The organism is Hymenobacter sublimis (assembly GCF_023101345.1).
Lineage (GTDB): Bacteria > Bacteroidota > Bacteroidia > Cytophagales > Hymenobacteraceae > Hymenobacter > Hymenobacter sublimis.
Genome location: NZ_CP095848.1, coordinates 4,472,165 through 4,488,324, shown reverse-complemented (window position 1 = coordinate 4,488,324; position 16,160 = coordinate 4,472,165). Strand labels below are relative to the sequence as shown.

Here is a 16,160-nt window from a genome sequence, read left to right as displayed (position 1 = left end):
CCCCAATTCACCAATGAACTTACGTTCTCGTCGCGCCCTGGTGGGCGGCAGCACCCAAGGAATTGGCCGGGCCGTAGCCGAGGAGTTGGCCCGGCGCGGAGCCACCCTCACGCTGGTAGCCCGCAACGAAGCCGCCCTGGGCGAGGTAGCAGCGGCCCTGCCCACACCAGCCCAGCAAAAGCACGATTTCATTGTAGCCGATTTCAGTCAGCCCGCTACCCTGGCCCAGCAAGTACAGGAGTACCTGGAGCAGACGCCTACCGGCTTCGATATCCTGGTCAACAACACCGGAGGGCCTGCCGGCGGACCCATTCTGGAGGCTCCCGTGGAGGCGTTCCGGGCCGCGTTTGAGCAACATTTGGTGTGCAACCACCTGCTGGCTCAGGCCCTGGTGCCGGGCATGCGTCAGCGCCACTGGGGGCGTATCATCAACATTATCAGCACCTCCGTAAAGCAGCCGCTGCCGGGCTTAGGCGTGTCGAATACTATTCGGGGGGCCGTGGGCAACTGGGCCAAAACCCTGGCCAACGAGCTGGCCGCCGACGGCATTACAGTTAATAACGTGCTGCCGGGGGCCACCGTCACGCAGCGCCACACTTCCTTGATTGAGAAGAAGGTAGAGCAAACGGGCCAGACCACCGAGCAGGTGGAGGCAGCCATGCTGCGGGGCATTCCGGCCGGCCGGTTCGGACAGGCGCAGGAGGTAGCGGCGGCTGTGGCCTTCCTAGCCTCGGAAGCGGCCGCCTACATCACCGGCATCAATGTACCCGTGGACGGGGGCCGCACCAGCAGCCTGTAGCCCTGTAGGGCCTGAGCCCTACGCGGCCTAGAGTCTGCAGCTGGGGGCTAATGCAGTGCCAGATGCCCTGGTTTCTGGGTGCTACCGATATCTTTGGCTGTTCTTTGCCTTTAACGCTGCTGCTTTTGGTACCCTTCCGTACGCTTTCTATCATCATTCCGGTTTATAACGAGGCCCGCACTATCCACCAAATTCTAGATGTGCTGCGTGAGCTGGAGCTGGTCAATAATATTGGAAAAGAGATTATTCTGGTCGATGACTGCTCCTCTGATGATTCGGCGACAGTAATTGAGGCGTACGCCGCCCGTTACCCCGCCTTAGGGCTTCGGCTGCTGCGCCACCGCGTAAACCAGGGCAAAGGCGCGGCCCTGCATACTGGCATCCGGGAGGCGACCGGCGAGTACGTGATTATTCAGGATGCCGATCTGGAGTACGACCCGGAAGAATATAACCTGCTCATCCGGCCCATTCTGCGGGGTATGGCCAACGTAGTGTTTGGCTCCCGCTTTATGGGCGGCCGGCCCCACCGCATCCTGTTTTTCTGGCACAGCATCGGTAACGGGCTTCTCACCTTCCTGTCGAACATGGTGACCGATCTGAACCTGACCGACATGGAAACCTGCTACAAGCTGTTCCGCCGCGACCTTATTCAGGGCTTGCAGCTGGAGGAAAAGCGCTTTGGCTTTGAGCCCGAAGTAACGGCCAAAATAGCGCGGGTACCGAATGTGCGCATCTACGAAGTCGGGATCAGCTACTACGGCCGCACCTACGCCGAGGGCAAGAAAATCGGCTGGCGCGACGGGTTCCGGGCTATATATTGCATTCTGAAGTACGGGCTGCTGGCTCGCTAGGACCGGCAGCAGCACCGGTTTCTTCTTTGTTCGGGCCCACCACCATGCGCCCTTGCCATCCCAACTATGCTTCTTTCTAAACAATATGCCACCCGGTGGCCGCTGCGCCTGGCGCTGGCTACCATGCTGGTTCTGCTGCTGTTTGCCTGGCATTTTTACCTGGAGCGGGCCGCCTATTACGACCTGGCCTACCACTTATTTATCTACCTGAAAGACAAGGCGCTTTTCGTGCAGAACCGGCGCTTTGTGGCCATCGTCACCCAGCTACCCACACTGCTGGCTTTGAAAGCCGGATTGCCACTGGATGCCGTGCTGCGGCTGTACTCGGTGGTATTTATTCTGTACTACCTGGGGGTTTTTCTGGCCTGCGCCTACTGGTTTCGCAACGAGCAGGTGGCCCTGGTTGTGGCCCTGCTCTACGTGCTGCTAGCGTCCCGAACTTTCTACTGGGCGCAGTCGGAGCTACCCCAGGGCCTGGCGGCACTGCTGCTGTTTTACGCCGGAGTGGCCCGACAAACACCTTTGCAACTGCGGTTTAGCACCTTGGCCCTGGCGGCGCTGGTACCGGTCTTTATCTTCGGGCACCCGCTTATCATCCTGCCGTTTCTCTTTATCTGGGCCTACGATTGGCTGCTGAACCGCCGGTTTCGGGATTGGGCGTACTACGGCATGCTGGCCCTAGCCCTGGGTATGTACCAGTTGCGCGCCATGCTTATTCCGCCTGGCTCGTATGAGGCAACCCACATGACCTTCACGCCCAATTTGGTCAAGTACTTTCCGAACTACCTGGCCATCGGCAGCTTCGATACTTTCTGGCAGCTGTGCACCCACGGCTTCCTGGCTTTGCCTTTGCTGCTGCTGGCACTTACCGTGTTCTACGTTTGGCAGCGTACTTGGCTGGCCTGGCTCCGGCTGGGGCTCATGTGGGGCTTTGTGGCCGGCTATACCTTTATTATTAACGTCTCGAACCCGGGCTACACCGAGGCTACTTACCTCGAAAACCTGTACCTGCCGCTTACGCTTTTCGTGGCGGTTCCCTTTGCTCTGGAGCTGCTGCCGGCCCTGGAGCGGCGCTGGAACGGGCGCGGCCCCGTGCTGGTGGCTTCCTTGCTGGCGGTGGTACTAGTGGCCCGGCTCGGGCTGATTTGGTACCGCCACGTGCCGTACACAGCGTATCAACAGTGGCTCAACCACTTGCTGGCCTACACCAGTACATATCCGGAGCGGAAGTTCATCATGTACCCCGATAATGTGGACCCGCACCGCCTGCGGGCCGGCTGGCCCTGGTGGGCATCGGCCAGTGAAACCATGATGGTCAGTGCCCGGCACAGCCCCGATTCGGTGCAGACCGTGCGGGTAGGCTGGGATATTGATCAGCTGGCCGAGGCTGGCTCGCACCCGGGCGTGTTGCTGGGGCCCTTTGAAACCATGAACACGGCCGACCTGCCCGCTACCTACTGCCGCTTCCCAAATACCGCCGTGTACCGCGTCCTCAATACCCTACCCCCACTCGATACGGCGGCCCTGCGGCCCTACATTGCCGCGCACCAGCAGGTGAAATTGTCGCTGCCCAGCGCGGTGCCGACTACGTGGCGGGCCGGCCGCCAGCAAACGGTACAGGTGCAGATAAACGTACCCCCGGCAGCCCAGCCCCTGCACTCAGGCACGCGGGTTCCCCACCCCACCCTGTTGCGCACGGCATTCTACAAGTCGCACGACTGGCCTTCCGACACGCACCCCATGGAAGTAGCCCTGGAAGTTGACGTCTGGCAGCCCTGGACGCAAACCGTGCCGCTGCAGGCGCCACGCCAGCCGGGTCGTTATACCTTCGAAATCAGCCTCATCAGCAAAGATTACCGCGACTGGCCCGTGCGCTTGCGCCTGCCGGTGGAGGTAGTAAACTAAGCAGCGCCCTCACAACACAGATCGGGCAGCAGTAGCAGAAATAAACAATTTTCCGCCGCTGCTGCCTGATCTATCAGTTGCAGACAAGTTATTTCTGACCGGCCAGCGTGATTTTCAGGTCGTCGAGGTAGACGGGCTCTTTGCTGTCGGCGCGCCATAAGTACACCAGCAGGCGGCTATCGGGCTTGGCGGTAGCGGGTAGGGTAATGGTTTGCTCCACGTACTGCCATTTGTTGAATCCCTTGGCCGCTTTCGCCAAATCAACTCCCACCCAAAGCAGAGAAGGTTCTTTATCCGTGGGGCCTTTCACCTCGGTAACCAGTTTGGCGGCGGCCTGCTCGCTGGGCAGCAGTACCCAGCCTCCTATAGTGAGTTGGCCGGGCCACTCGGGGGAGAGGCGGCTCAGCGCGTTCATGTAACCCAAGCTGAAATCCTGCCCCGGGCCTACCATGGTGCTGTAATTGCCCGTGTGGGCTTTGTCGCGGGTGAGCGTGGTGCGGGCGGGCAAATCGGCCAGCCAGCCATCTAAGTTCTCGAAGCTGGTAGCGGCGAGAGGCTGCGCGCCAGCCGTCACTTCCGCTTCAGGATTCGAGGAGCAACCGGTCAGCAACAGAGCCGGGAGCAACGCCGCAGTAAAGGCATGTTTAAGCATAGCAAGTCAAAAAGAAATTGGCTGACGAAAGCGCCGGACAGCAACAGGATTCCTACTCTAAACCAATCAGTTAGTAGGCAACAAAGACTCATACTGAATCTAGTAGTGCTTCAGTATGATTCAGGCCTATCTATTCCAGACGGGTTAGGGTCAGGTCGTCGAGGTAGGCGGGTTGGGCGGCACTGTTGCGCCATAGGTACACGCGCAGCTCCTTATCGGCCGTGAGGCCAGCGGGTAAAACAAACTCCCGTTTGAAGGGCTGCCACTGGTTTACTTCCTTGAGTTCATCGGCGAAATTGATGGACTGCCAGAACAGCTGTTTGCGGTTCTGGGCGGGGTCGGTTATTTCGATTACCAGCGTGGCAGTGCCATCTTTGCCGGCCCGCATGGCCCAGCCGTTTATCATCAGCTTGCTGATGCGGTTGGTGCTGGCCTTCCCCAAGGCGTTGGAATAGTTGAAGCTGTACTCCTGCGCGCCATCCACTTTTATTGAAAACCGGCCGGAGTGCGCTTGCTCGGTAGTCAGGGACGGAATGGGAGTACCCCAGCCGTCTAGGGCTTCAAAGTCATTAAAGGTAATCTGTTCGACAGAAGCAGCGCTAGGGGCGGGGGCTGAGCACGCCGTAGCTCCCGCTAACAAAGTGGCACCCAGCAGCCGGGGAAAGCAAAATTTCAGCATACGTAGCAATAAGGCCGTAAGGAGCCCGGCAAAGATAGAAGCTCCTGGAGGCCGGCCAAGCCGGAGTGCTAAAGCACGATAAGGATGTGGCACTTCACGGGATATCCCGTAGTTTTGACCACCGCGGGCACCCCTTTTTATCCATGGTCGCTCCTTTCCGCGTTCCGCATTTTAGAGGTTCTTGCTTGCATGAAGATATCCGTTGTTATTCCGGCCTATAATGAGGAGGAAAACCTACCGGAAATAGCGGCGCGGGTAAAAGAGCACCTGCCGGGCCGCTATGAGCGGGAGCTTATTTTCGTGGATGATGGCAGCACGGATGGCACCCAGCGCATTCTGCGGGAACTACGGGCCCAGGATTCCGAAATTCATTACGTCCTGCTTTCGCGCAACTTCGGCCACCAGAGTGCCCTGCGCGCGGGCATTGACTATGCCACCGGCGACTGTATTATCTCCTTGGATGCCGACTTGCAGCACCCACCCCGGTTGCTGCCTGAGTTGCTAGGGCACTGGCTTAATGGCTACGATATTGTATATACCCAGCGTGCCGACGATGAGCGCCTGCCGTGGCTGAAGCGGCAAACCTCGGCCGCCTTCTACCGCCTGATGAACAGTCTGTCGAGCGTTGATTTTGAGCCCGGCACGGCCGATTACCGCCTGATCGACCGGCGGGTAGCCGAGGCCGTGCGCAACAGCCCTGACGTGGATTTATTCCTGCGGGGCTTCGTGCACTGGGTGGGGTTCCGGCAGAAGCGCGTGGCTTACACGCCGGATGCGCGCTTCCGAGGCAAAACCAAGTATACGGTCCGCAAAATGGTGAAGCTGGCCCTCAATGGTATTACCTCGTTTAGTGTTCGACCCCTGCATTTCGCTACCCTGGCCGGCATGGGCATCTCGGTGCTAGCGTTTTTGTACGCCTTATATGCGCTTTATATTCTGGTGTTCACCCAGGATGCCGTGCCGGGCTGGGCCTCCGTGCTAATCAGCGTGCTCTTTATTGGGGGCATTCAGCTGCTGGTGCTGGGCATCATGGGCGAGTACCTGGGTAAGCTCTTCGTGCAGGCCAAGCAGCGTCCACCCTACCTGGTTCGGGAAACTGACCCGGGCCTGGCCGACCTGCGCCCCGTGCGCCCCCCTTCCGATTCCTTGGCTTCTGACTCCGCCCTATGATTTCGCCCCGAACACTACCGCGCCCTACCACTACCGACCGGTACTGGCTGGCAGCACTGGTAGCGCTTCACCTGATTATACTCTGGCTTCGGGTTGGGCCCCTGCTCCTGCATCCTTCCCAGTACCTGTTCACCACCGGCGGCGACGGTCTTAAGTCGTACTTTTCCCTGCTCTATTACCTGCAGGCCGACCACGGAATGCAGTTTACGGGCATGCACTACCCTTACGGTGAGCTGCTTCTCTTCACCGACGGCTTCCCACTGCTAGCCTGGATTCTCAAGGTCTGGAAAAACTTGTTTGGGCTAAGCCTGCACGATGCCCTGGGCGTTTTCAACCTTACGGTGCTGCTTTCCTCGGTGCCGGCTACTCCGCTGGTGTACACCCTAATTCGGCGGGGCGGGGTAGCGCCTTGGTTTTCCACCCTTAGCGCCCTGTGCATTGTCTTTCTTTCACCCCAGTTTCACCGCATTGGGGGGCACTATACTCTGGCTATTCCGGTGGTAGTGCCGCTACTCTGGTACGTGCAGCTGCGCGTAACGGAAGCGGCTACGCTGCCGGCTCGGGTTCGGTGGGTAGCCCTGTATACCCTGGCCACGGTGCTGCTGGCCCTGATCCATCCGTATTATCTGCTGCACGCGCTGCTGCTGCCCGCCGCTACGGCCCTGGTGCTGCTGGTGCAACAGGCCGCAAGCCGGCTGCCGCGGTGGTGGCATATGCCGGCTTGGCTGCTGGCTACGGGGCTGCTGCCGGTGGTGCTTTTTCAGGCCTGGATCAGCTGGCTCGACCCCATCACCGATCGGCCCACCAACCCTTACGGCTTCTTTGTGTACCACTCCAGTCCGGCCGCCGTGTTCGGGCCGGCTATTGAGCCATTTAAGTCCGTCTTTCGGTTTATTTTCCATACCGGCGACCCTGCTTTTGAAGGCGTGGCCTACGTGGGCTTGCCGGTAGTGCTGGGCCTAGTGCTGTGGATAGTACGCGTAGGCTGGCACCTGGTACACCGCCATTGGCGGCGGGTGCTGCGCCCCACCCTCCCCAATTCTTTGCAACCCACCGTATGGGCCGCGGGGCTGGTGCTGGCCTTTGCCATGTGTCTGCCTTTTAAGCTACCCGGCTTCGAGCCCTTGCTAGACTGGCTGCCCGCACTTAAGCAATTCCGCTCCCTGGGCCGCTTTACCTGGATTTTCTATTACGTAGCCGCGGTGCTGGCCGCCGTGCAGTACTGGCAGCTCTACCGGTTTCTGCGCCAGCGCGGTGCGGCCCGGGTAGGGCAGCTGATCATGGTGATAGTGCTGCTCGTCTGGGGGTTAGAAGCGAAGTATCAGTTAGAAGCTATTACCCGACCCCTGCTGGCTAACCGCGTGGCCGATACCTTCCTCCGGCCCGGCAACAACTACGCCGAGCTCCTCGCCCGCTCCGGCCACTACCCCGATCAGTACCAGGCTATTCTACCTATGCCGTACTTTTCGCTGGGCTCCGAGAAGTTTGACTTGTCAGGTATCATCGACGTAAGCGCGGCCGAAAGCTTCCGGGCGGCACTCAGCCTGCACCGGCCGGTGGCCGCCACCATGATGTCACGCACCTCCACGGAGCAGACGCTACGCCTGCTAGAGCTGTTTTCCTCTGACCTAACGCCTAAATCGTGGCCTAGCCGCCTACCCTCTCAGCAGCCACTGCTGGTGGTAGCCTCCCGCCGTGACGCCCTGCGGCCCGCCGAGCAAGCCTTGCTCCGGCGCGGGGCAAAGCTGCTGACGGAAACGCCCCTGGTTCAGCTCTATGAGCTGCCGCTCTCGGCCTTTACTACCCAGCGGCCGGCCACCGAGCGCGCCTGGTTTACGGCCCACCAGGCGGAGCTGCTTCGCGAGGGGGAACTGTGGCGCACGGCCCCCGGACCGGCGGTTATCTGGCGCAGCTTTCAGGAGAAAACTGCGCCGGGCGGCGTAAGCTTCACCCGCCCTGGCGCCGCCCACGCCGCCAAAGGCATGCTTCCCATCTTCGATGGTTCCCTGCCCGGCGCAACGGACACAACAACCTACGAACTGAGCATCTGGGCCTACGCCAAAACTTCCGACTGGCTGCCCTACATCAGCTACCGGCAGCTAACGCCCGAAGGTCAAGAGCTGGAACGCCTGGACTTGTCTCTGAAGGAATCCACTGAAATCCACGGCGACTGGGCCCGCTTCAGCCTGCCCATTCGCCTGCGCAACCCGGCCAACCGAGTAAAGGTAGAAATGGGTGGAGCCGATATTGTGGTGGATGACCTGCTGATCCGGCCCCGCAGTACCCACGTGTACTGGCTTGATGCTCAGCAGCAACCCGTGCTCAACGGCTCTCCGCTAGCGAAATAGTCCTTGACCACTGAAAAGTCCGGCCGGTGCAGTTCCCCCAAATCAGGAAGCCGCACCGGCCGGACTTTTTACTACCTGCTGCCAGGTATTTACTCAACAGCCGTTACGGTCAGGTCATCCAAGTACACCGGGGCCGAACCGCCGGTGCGCCATAGGTACATCTGAAACTTGTTGGTGGGTGTCACACTCTCGGGCACGGTTAGCTCATTGCTGATTTCCACCCACTTCCCATACTGGCCTTTCACGGCGGCCACCACGTCGAGGCCATCCCACACGGCGGGCTTGGCATCGGGAGCCGGATCAGTTATTACGGTCACCAGTTTGGCGCCAGCCTGGGCGCCAGACACGAATACCCAGGCGTTGATCTTAAGCTTTTTAGGCCGGGTATCGTGCATCTTGCCCAGCTGGTTGGTGTAGGTACGGCCGTATTCGGTGGTGCCATCTACTTTCAGCGAGTACTGGCCAGAGTGGGCTTTTTCGCGGGTGAGGGAAGTGGTATTCAAGTCGTTCACCCATCCTTCTAGGCTTTCGAAATCGTTCGAAATTAAGGTGTCGTGGTTCTTGGGGGAGGCTTTTTCACCACAGCCAGCCAGGCTCAGCACCAGCAGGGCCCAGGGTAATTTTTTCATCACGCGAAGAAGTGCTAATAGGTTCAGAATGTAAAAGTAAAGGTATTTGCCAGCCATCAGGTTACGCTTTTGTAATCTACCGCATCAGTATAGCGGGGCGTGAGTACCGGCGTTTAACAACGGGCGCTGCTACCGGCGAGCTAGGGAAACTGCTACCCGTAGGGCACACCTGACCGCGGGTTGATGTTGGAAACCAAACGTAGCGAGCTTAGCCATTAGAATCTGACTATCTGCTCACTACGGACAACTCAGCCTGGGTAGCAGGCATGGAGTTAACTCATTCCGTACTTTCGCCTTATGCAAGTTCAATACGAGGCTCTTTATCATCAACTAGAGGAAAATCACTGGTGGTTTCGGGGGCGGCGCGACATTGTGTTTGACCAGATAAAGCGCCTGGGTTTGCCGGCTACGGCGGCTATTTTGGAAATTGGGTGCTCTGGCGGGCCCCTGCAGCAGCAGCTACGAGAGGCCGGCTTCCATAACCTGACCGGCATCGACATCAGCGAAACAGCCATTGCTTTGGCCCACCAGCGCCAGATTCCGAACGTGTCGGTAATGGACGGAGCCCGGCTGAACTTTCCGGATGCTTCCTTTGACCTGGTAGTCGCCTCCGATGTATTGGAGCACATTGAGGACGAGCAGCAGGCCCTGCGCGAGTGGCGACGGGTGCTGCGGCCCGGTGGGCAGCTGCTAGTGTACGTACCTGCGTATCAGCAGCTTTGGAGCCAACACGACGTGGTAAACCGCCACTTCCGCCGCTACACCGGGACTACCCTAAAACAGGCCCTGCAAACCAGCCAGCTGCAGGTGCTGCGCCATTCATACTGGAACTTCTCCCTGTTTTTCCCAACCTACCTGATCCGGCAAGCCCAGCGCCTGACCAGTGGCACGAAGCCCGCGGAGACTGGTGGTACCGGGGACTTGGCTGCCCTACCCCAGCCCCTGAACCGCTCTCTAATCTGGCTGTTGCAGGCTGAAAACCGCCTGCTGCGCCACCTGAACCTGCCGGTGGGCGTGAGCGTGTTTGCCCTGGCCCGTAAGCCGGTTTCCTGAACATGCACCCGCTTGCTTCCCCACCCGCCCCGCCCGTGGACCTATCCGTTATCATTCCCATTTACAACGAAGAAGCCAACATTCCGGCTCTGTATGAGCGGCTGCGGGGCGTGCTGGATCCTATGCAGTTGCCTGGCGGCTACGAGTTTATCTTTATTAACGACGGCTCCCGCGACCATTCCCTGGTCCTAATTCAGACTCTGGCCCTGCGCGACCCGCGGGTGCGCTACCTCGATTTCAGTCGCAACTTCGGGCACCAGATTGCCGTGACGGCTGGCCTCGACCGGGCCGGGGGCCAAGCTGTGTGCATCATCGATGCCGACTTGCAGGACCCGCCCGAGTTGATTCCGCAGTTGCTGGAAAAGCTTCGGGAAGGCTACGAGGTAGTGTACGCCAAGCGCCGCTCCCGCCAGGGCGAAAGCGCCGCCAAGAAGCTTACTGCCAAGTTATTTTACCGCATTCTGGCCAGCATCACCCACATTTCCATTCCCGTAGATACCGGCGACTTCCGAGTTATTTCGCGCAAGGTGGTAGAGGCCCTGCGCCGCATGCCCGAGCAGAACAAGTTTATTCGGGGGCAAATTTCCTGGATTGGCTACCGCCAGACCTACCTGGAGTATGACCGGGCCGAGCGGGCGGGCGGGGAAACTGGCTACACCTACCGCAAAATGTTCAAGCTGGCCCTTGACGGCATCACGGCCTTCTCCGACGTGCCCCTGAAGGCGGCTACCGTCAGTGGCTTTATCGTGTCGGGCATTGCGTTTCTGGTCATGCTCTACACCCTGTACTCCCGTTTCGTCACGAAAGAGTACGAGCCCGGCTGGCCTTCCTTAATGGTAAGCATCTTGTTTCTGGGCGGCGTGCAACTGATTGCCGTGGGTATTATTGGCGAATACATTGCCCGACTTTCCGCCAACGTGCGCCAGCGGCCCCTGTATATTGTGTCGGATTCCAACTTGCCCGAGCCCCCGGCCCAACCCCAGCGGTAGGCGGGCGGCAGGGCCTTACGCCCTTCTGCCCATGCTGCAGCTCTGCAACTTCATCAACGGCGAGCTTCAACCACCCGCCGCCGGCCGCTACCTGCCCCTGCTTAACCCCGCCACCGGCCAGGTATTCGGGCAGGTACCCAACTCGGATGCGGCTGATGTGGACCGGGCGGTGCAGGCCGCTACGGCCGCTTTTCCGGCTTGGCGGGCCCTACCGGCCGAAGAGCGGGGCCGCCGCCTGGTGCGCCTTGCGGAGTTGATTGACCAGAACCTGGAAACCCTGGCCCAGGCCGAAAGCCAGGACAATGGCAAACCGCTGAGCTTGGCCCGCACCCTGGACATTCCGCGAGCGGCCAGCAATTTCGCCTTCTTCGGCACGGCTGCCCAGCATTTTGCCACCGAAACCCATCTGCAGGAGGGCGTAGCGCTCAACTATACGGTGCGCCATCCGGTGGGCGTGGTGGCGTGCATCTCGCCCTGGAACTTACCGCTCTACCTCTTTACCTGGAAAATAGCACCAGCCCTGGCCGCCGGCTGCTGCGTGGTAGCCAAGCCCTCGGAAGTCACGCCCTACACGGCCTTTCTACTCAGCGAGTTAAGCCGAGAGGCCGGGCTACTGGCGGGAGTACTTAATATTGTGCACGGTACGGGTCCGGGCGCTGGCCAAGCCTTAGTGGAGCACCCGGGCATTCGGGCTATCAGCTTTACCGGGGGCACGGCTACCGGGGCCCACATTGCTCGCACGGCCGCGCCGCAGTTCAAAAAACTCTCCCTGGAACTGGGCGGCAAAAACCCTAACCTCATTTTCGCCGACTGCGACCTGGACGCCGCCGTGCAAACCAGTATCCGCAGCTCCTTCGCCAACCAGGGCCAGATTTGCCTCTGTGGCTCACGCATCTTCGTGGAGCGTAGCGTGTACGAGCCGTTCAAAGCCGCCTTTCTGGCCCAGGTGCAGGCGCTGACCGTTGGTGACCCGCTGGAGGCAAGCACCCAGCAAGGGGCCATTGTTAGCGAAGCACACCTGAATAAGATTCTCTCCTACATCGACTTGGCCCACCAGGAAGGCGGCCGGCTACTAGCGGGCGGGCAGCGGGTGCAAGTACCCGGTCGTTGCGCCGAGGGCTATTTTCTGCAGCCCACGGTATTCGAAGGCTTAGCCCCTGACTGCCGCGTGAACCAAGAAGAAATATTCGGGCCCGTTGTTACGCTTACTCCCTTCGACCACGAAGAAGAAGCCCTAACCTGGGCTAACAGCACTGACTATGGCCTTTCCGCCACCGTCTGGACCCGTGACCTAGCTCGGGCTCACCGGGTAGCCCACCAGCTGCAAGCCGGCGTGGTATGGGTAAACACCTGGCTGCACCGCGACCTACGCACGCCGTTCGGGGGCATGAAAAACTCCGGCCTGGGGCGGGAAGGCGGCCTGGAAGCCCTACGCTTTTTCACTGAGGCGCAGAACGTGTGCGTGAAGCTCTAAGAAAGGGACTTTCTACCCTTCTAACACACCCGCGTAGACATCCGTCAAGGCAATGCGGCAATTAATGCTACTCAATTCCAGGACTGTTTGACGGTCAGAGGTTTCAACGAGAATCCAGCGCCCTTGCTCATCCCGGGTGTGCAACTCGGCGTGGACGCTTTGGGAGTCAAGCAACAGGTACTGCTGCAGGCCCGGAATCTGACGGTACAGAAAGAATTTGTCGCCCCGGTCGTGGCTTTTGGTAGTCGGCGACAGTACTTCTACTAGCAACGTGGGATTAAGCAGCGTATCAGGCTTGGTGTTATCCTCAAATCGAGGCTGACCGCAGACCACCGTCAAGTCTGGATACACAAACGTGGACTCACTCAGGACCTGCACGCGCTGGTCGCTGCCCACCACCGAGCAGTTTTTGCCTTTGAGCTGGAAGTGAATCTCACCCCCAAGATTGGCGGCTATCCGGTTGTGGGCAAAACTGGCCCCAGACATGGCCCGGATTTCGCCGTCCCAGTACTCGTGTTTGTGTTCAGCTTTGCGTTCGGCTTCGAGGTAGTCCTCAGGCGAAACGTAGGATAGTGGTGTAGCGGGCAGTCCCATGGTGCAGTAGAAAAACGTCAGGCAAGATACCAATTCTGCCCTGGCGGGGCCAGCCCTACCTGTCGGCCCAGTTGGGAGTGCACGGCCTACTTCAAAAGTGCTTTTAGCTGGCCGTGTTCAGAGTAAAAACTTCGGTTGGTTCTTTACCGGTAGCTAAGCCGTCATTTTACCCGAAAAAATCTGCTTGAGAGCTTTATGTCAGCTAGTCCAGCTTGGCTAGGGCAGCTTCCAGATCAGTGAGGGTGGTTTCCTGGAAGTGCAGCGTATCGGAAGGAGCGCCGCCGGTGGTAGCCTCCCGGCGGGCCAGGAAGGGCGTGCCGTTTTCGTAGCGTAACCCAAGCACTACCACGGCCGCCCCACTGGGAGCCGTAGCAAATTGGTAGCCAGCGTCCTGGGGAGTACCAGCCAGCACTATGCGGCGGCCCGGAATGAGCAGGCGCACGGTGGTATGGTCCCCGTCGGCGGGGGTAGCGGAGGGCACGTAGAGCGCCGCCGCCGACCCGGCCCACGGCTGCCCCACGGCCAGCCAGCCCAGCTTGGTGGGCTGCAAGGCATTTGGAGCCGGGGCCAGTTCATCCGAAGCAGCCAGGGTTTCCTCTTCCTCCGCTGGCTCAGGCAAAGCGGCCGGCTCCGGGGCCGAGGCCATACCAGCTTGAAAATTAAAGCGAATGGGCAAAACCATTTTCACCTTCACGAAGCGTCCATCCTGCTGCCCCGGGGTCCAGCGGCCGGAGGTTTGGCGCAGCACCCGCAGCACTTCTTCGTCGCAACCGTCGCCGAGGCCGCGCAGGATGCGGGGCGCCCGAACCCGGCCGGCCTCATCCACCACAAAAGAGGCGAAGACCAGTCCCTGCGTCTGGCGCTCCTGGGCCTGGCGGGGGTAGCGAATCAGGCGGTTAATATCGGCGGGGCCTTGGCCGTAGCGGGGCATCTGCTGGGCCGTGGTGTATATCTGTTCCGACGCCGCAGTGGTAGCCGAAGTCTCACTTTCCAGCCACCGCACTGGCGCGGCTGGGGCCGCTTGCCCGTAGAAAAGCGGGTGCGCCGAGTGGCCGCCGGCTAACTCTAGCTGCAAGCTGCGGCCAGTTGCCAGCAGTAGCTGTTGCCCCGCAGCCGTGGCTCGTACCAGCACGGCCCCGGTCAGTTCCAGGGGGGCGCCAGCTAGCGTTTCGGTCAGCAGGTTAGAGAGCAGCATGTCGGAAGCGGCGTAGCACTCTTTGAGTTCCACCCACACGGCACCAGTAGCGGGCCGCTGGCGGCTATCCACCAGAGAGCCGGCCGGAATGCGGACAACGGTACCTTCGCGGCCGCGCACTTCGGCAGGCTTGGTGGGGTCAATCTGGAAATACTCGCTGGCTTTCAGGGTCAGGTCATGAAGGCGGGCTTCGGCGGGCGGCGCTTCGGCCCCCAAGCCGGCGGGCCGGCGGGTGCTGCCCCGGTACACAATCAAAGGGGCCCGGCGGCTGGTGGGCTGCTCCAGACGGTGCCAGTCGCGGCGCACGGGGGTAGCGCCCACGGGCTGGGCCAGAGAATCGTAGGCTAGGGAATCAGCCAGAGCGGGGGCGGCGGCAGGCTCGGGGCGTTGGGCGGTGCGCTCCGGCTGACAGGCTGCTAGCAGCGTACCGGTTATGCTCAGAAAAAGGAGACGAATCGGGGTAGACATCGGCATAGGGTCACTCTACGCGGTAAACACCGGTTTTATTGATCCAAGGTTACGCTTTTCTGCTAAATAGTTGAGTGAAAATAGGTTTAGTTCTATTCATCTTTGCTTCTGCGGCCCGGTGGTGCGTCTGCTGCTACGGCCAAGTCCTTTTCTTTTAGCCTTTCCGCGTATGCTAGACCTTGTTATTGATGCGCGCCAAGCGGCCCTGAGCCCCGGCTTTGAGGTGCGCCGCATTCTGCCTTACCGCCTGCGCCGCATGCTAGGCCCCTTCATTTTCATGGACCACGCCGGGCCAGTTAATTTCGCCCCGGAAAAGCTGCCCGAGCTGGATGTACTGCCTCACCCCCACATTGGCCTGAGTACGGTTAGCTACCTGTTCGGGGGGCAGGTCACACACCGCGACAGCCTCGGGGTGGAGCAAATTATTCGGCCAGGTGAGGTCAACTGGATGACGGCCGGCTCGGGCATTGCCCACTCTGAGCGGTTTGAGGACCCGGCCGCCCTGGCTGGCGGAGCGTTGGAAATGATTCAGACCTGGGTGGCCCTGCCCGAAAAAGACGAGGAAACTGACCCCGCTTTCACTAATTACCAGCCCCAAGAGCTGCCCATCTTCACGGAATCCGGCGTGTGGATGCGCCTGATTGCCGGCGACGCCTTCGGCCTGCGTAACGAGGTGCGCACTCATTCGCCGCTGTTCTACCTGCACGTGGTGCTGCAACCCGGGGCCCGGTTTGGCCTGCCCCGCGGCTACCCCGAGCGTGGCGCCTACGTGGCCAAAGGCCTGGTAGAAGTGAACGGCCGCAGCTACGGCCCCGGCCAGCTGCTGGTTTTCACCCCCAGCATCGACCCGGTGCTGATTGCCCGCGAAGCCAGTACCTTAATGCTGCTGGGTGGCGAGCCACTTGGAGAACGGTTTATCTGGTGGAATTTCGTGTCCTCGAAGCGGGAGCGTATCGAGCAGGCCAAAGCTGACTGGCAAGCCGGCCGCATTCTGCTACCTCCCAACGACAACCAGGAGTTTGTGCCCCTGCCCCAGGACAAAACCCGCCCTGCTGGTACCGGCTCACCGCCCCCGCAGGCATTGTCGTAGGGTCTCACCCTCCGGCCCCCTCTCCCGCATTCCGCGCATCAAGCGGCGTAGGGGGAGCCTGACGAGTCTGGCAGCCGCCCCGGCGGCTCGCGCCTCCGGAACGGCTACCGGCTTCTATATGGGGGTGAAGCCTATGCTATGTAACGCGAAGTTCCACTTCGCGACCCGCCTGAACGTCACCCACACGAGGACTGTTCTAGCGGGTCGCGAAGTGGAACTTCGCGTTACATCGTTTAAACGAGGTAGCAGTGCTTGAGGCGAGAG

Annotated in this window: 14 protein-coding genes; 9 read left to right on the top strand and 5 right to left on the bottom strand. The window is 60.4% G+C overall.

The window, feature by feature from the left end:
• Positions 1-13 precede the first annotated feature (13 nt).
• From MWH26_RS18800 to MWH26_RS18790, 3 genes are all read left to right on the top strand, one after another.
• Positions 14-799 carry an SDR family oxidoreductase gene (locus MWH26_RS18800; protein WP_247975469.1) on the top strand — a complete coding sequence of 262 codons (786 nt, stop codon included), beginning with the start codon at positions 14-16 and terminating at the stop codon, positions 797-799.
• Positions 800-924: 125 nt separating this feature from the next.
• On the top strand, positions 925-1,650 hold the full coding sequence (locus tag MWH26_RS18795) for a glycosyltransferase family 2 protein (RefSeq protein WP_247975468.1): 726 nt from the start codon (positions 925-927) through the stop codon (positions 1,648-1,650).
• Positions 1,651-1,716: 66 nt separating this feature from the next.
• Positions 1,717-3,555, top strand: a complete 1,839-nt coding sequence (locus MWH26_RS18790) for a hypothetical protein (protein ID WP_247975467.1) — start codon at positions 1,717-1,719, stop codon at positions 3,553-3,555.
• An 88-nt stretch (positions 3,556-3,643) separates the two neighbouring features.
• Here MWH26_RS18790 and MWH26_RS18785 read toward each other — a convergent pair whose 3' ends face one another.
• Both MWH26_RS18785 and MWH26_RS18780 read right to left on the bottom strand, forming a co-directional pair.
• Positions 3,644-4,207 carry a hypothetical protein gene (locus tag MWH26_RS18785; RefSeq protein ID WP_247975466.1) on the bottom strand — a complete coding sequence of 188 codons (564 nt, stop codon included), beginning with the start codon at positions 4,205-4,207 and terminating at the stop codon, positions 3,644-3,646.
• Positions 4,208-4,337: 130 nt separating this feature from the next.
• The gene (locus MWH26_RS18780; RefSeq protein WP_247975465.1) at positions 4,338-4,886 is read right to left on the bottom strand and encodes a carbohydrate binding domain-containing protein; all 549 of its coding nucleotides are present in this window, start codon (positions 4,884-4,886) and stop codon (positions 4,338-4,340) included.
• Between the two features lie 189 nt (positions 4,887-5,075).
• On the opposite strand from MWH26_RS18780, the gene MWH26_RS18775 reads away from it, so the two are divergent.
• Positions 5,076-6,056 (top strand): glycosyltransferase family 2 protein, encoded by a 981-nt coding sequence (locus MWH26_RS18775; protein ID WP_247975464.1) that lies wholly within the window; start codon positions 5,076-5,078, stop codon positions 6,054-6,056.
• Positions 6,053-8,404, top strand: a complete 2,352-nt coding sequence (locus MWH26_RS18770) for a DUF6311 domain-containing protein (RefSeq protein ID WP_247975463.1) — start codon at positions 6,053-6,055, stop codon at positions 8,402-8,404. The genes MWH26_RS18775 and MWH26_RS18770 overlap by 4 nt, the downstream gene beginning before the upstream one ends.
• A gap of 89 nt (positions 8,405-8,493) precedes the next feature.
• Here MWH26_RS18770 and MWH26_RS18765 read toward each other — a convergent pair whose 3' ends face one another.
• On the bottom strand, positions 8,494-9,033 hold the full coding sequence (locus MWH26_RS18765) for a hypothetical protein (protein ID WP_247975462.1): 540 nt from the start codon (positions 9,031-9,033) through the stop codon (positions 8,494-8,496).
• Between the two features lie 297 nt (positions 9,034-9,330).
• Here MWH26_RS18765 and MWH26_RS18760 point away from each other — a divergent pair, with 297 nt between their 5' ends.
• The 3 genes from MWH26_RS18760 to MWH26_RS18750 are packed head-to-tail and all read left to right on the top strand — an operon-like array spanning position 9,331 to position 12,549.
• A complete protein-coding gene (locus MWH26_RS18760; protein WP_247975461.1) occupies positions 9,331-10,086 on the top strand; it encodes a class I SAM-dependent methyltransferase in 756 nt (251 codons plus the stop codon).
• Positions 10,087-10,088: 2 nt separating this feature from the next.
• Positions 10,089-11,075, top strand: a complete 987-nt coding sequence (locus tag MWH26_RS18755; RefSeq protein WP_247975460.1) for a glycosyltransferase family 2 protein — start codon at positions 10,089-10,091, stop codon at positions 11,073-11,075.
• Positions 11,076-11,106: 31 nt separating this feature from the next.
• A complete protein-coding gene (locus MWH26_RS18750) occupies positions 11,107-12,549 on the top strand; it encodes an aldehyde dehydrogenase (RefSeq protein ID WP_247975459.1) in 1,443 nt (480 codons plus the stop codon).
• Positions 12,550-12,561: 12 nt separating this feature from the next.
• Here the strand turns inward: MWH26_RS18750 and MWH26_RS18745 are convergent, their stop codons facing one another.
• The gene (locus MWH26_RS18745) at positions 12,562-13,143 is read right to left on the bottom strand and encodes a Uma2 family endonuclease (protein WP_247975458.1); all 582 of its coding nucleotides are present in this window, start codon (positions 13,141-13,143) and stop codon (positions 12,562-12,564) included.
• A 202-nt stretch (positions 13,144-13,345) separates the two neighbouring features.
• Positions 13,346-14,812, bottom strand: a complete 1,467-nt coding sequence (locus tag MWH26_RS18740) for an energy transducer TonB (protein WP_247975457.1) — start codon at positions 14,810-14,812, stop codon at positions 13,346-13,348.
• A gap of 163 nt (positions 14,813-14,975) precedes the next feature.
• Here MWH26_RS18740 and MWH26_RS18735 point away from each other — a divergent pair, with 163 nt between their 5' ends.
• Positions 14,976-15,896 carry a pirin family protein gene (locus MWH26_RS18735; RefSeq protein WP_247975456.1) on the top strand — a complete coding sequence of 307 codons (921 nt, stop codon included), beginning with the start codon at positions 14,976-14,978 and terminating at the stop codon, positions 15,894-15,896.
• Positions 15,897-16,160: the final 264 nt, after the last annotated feature.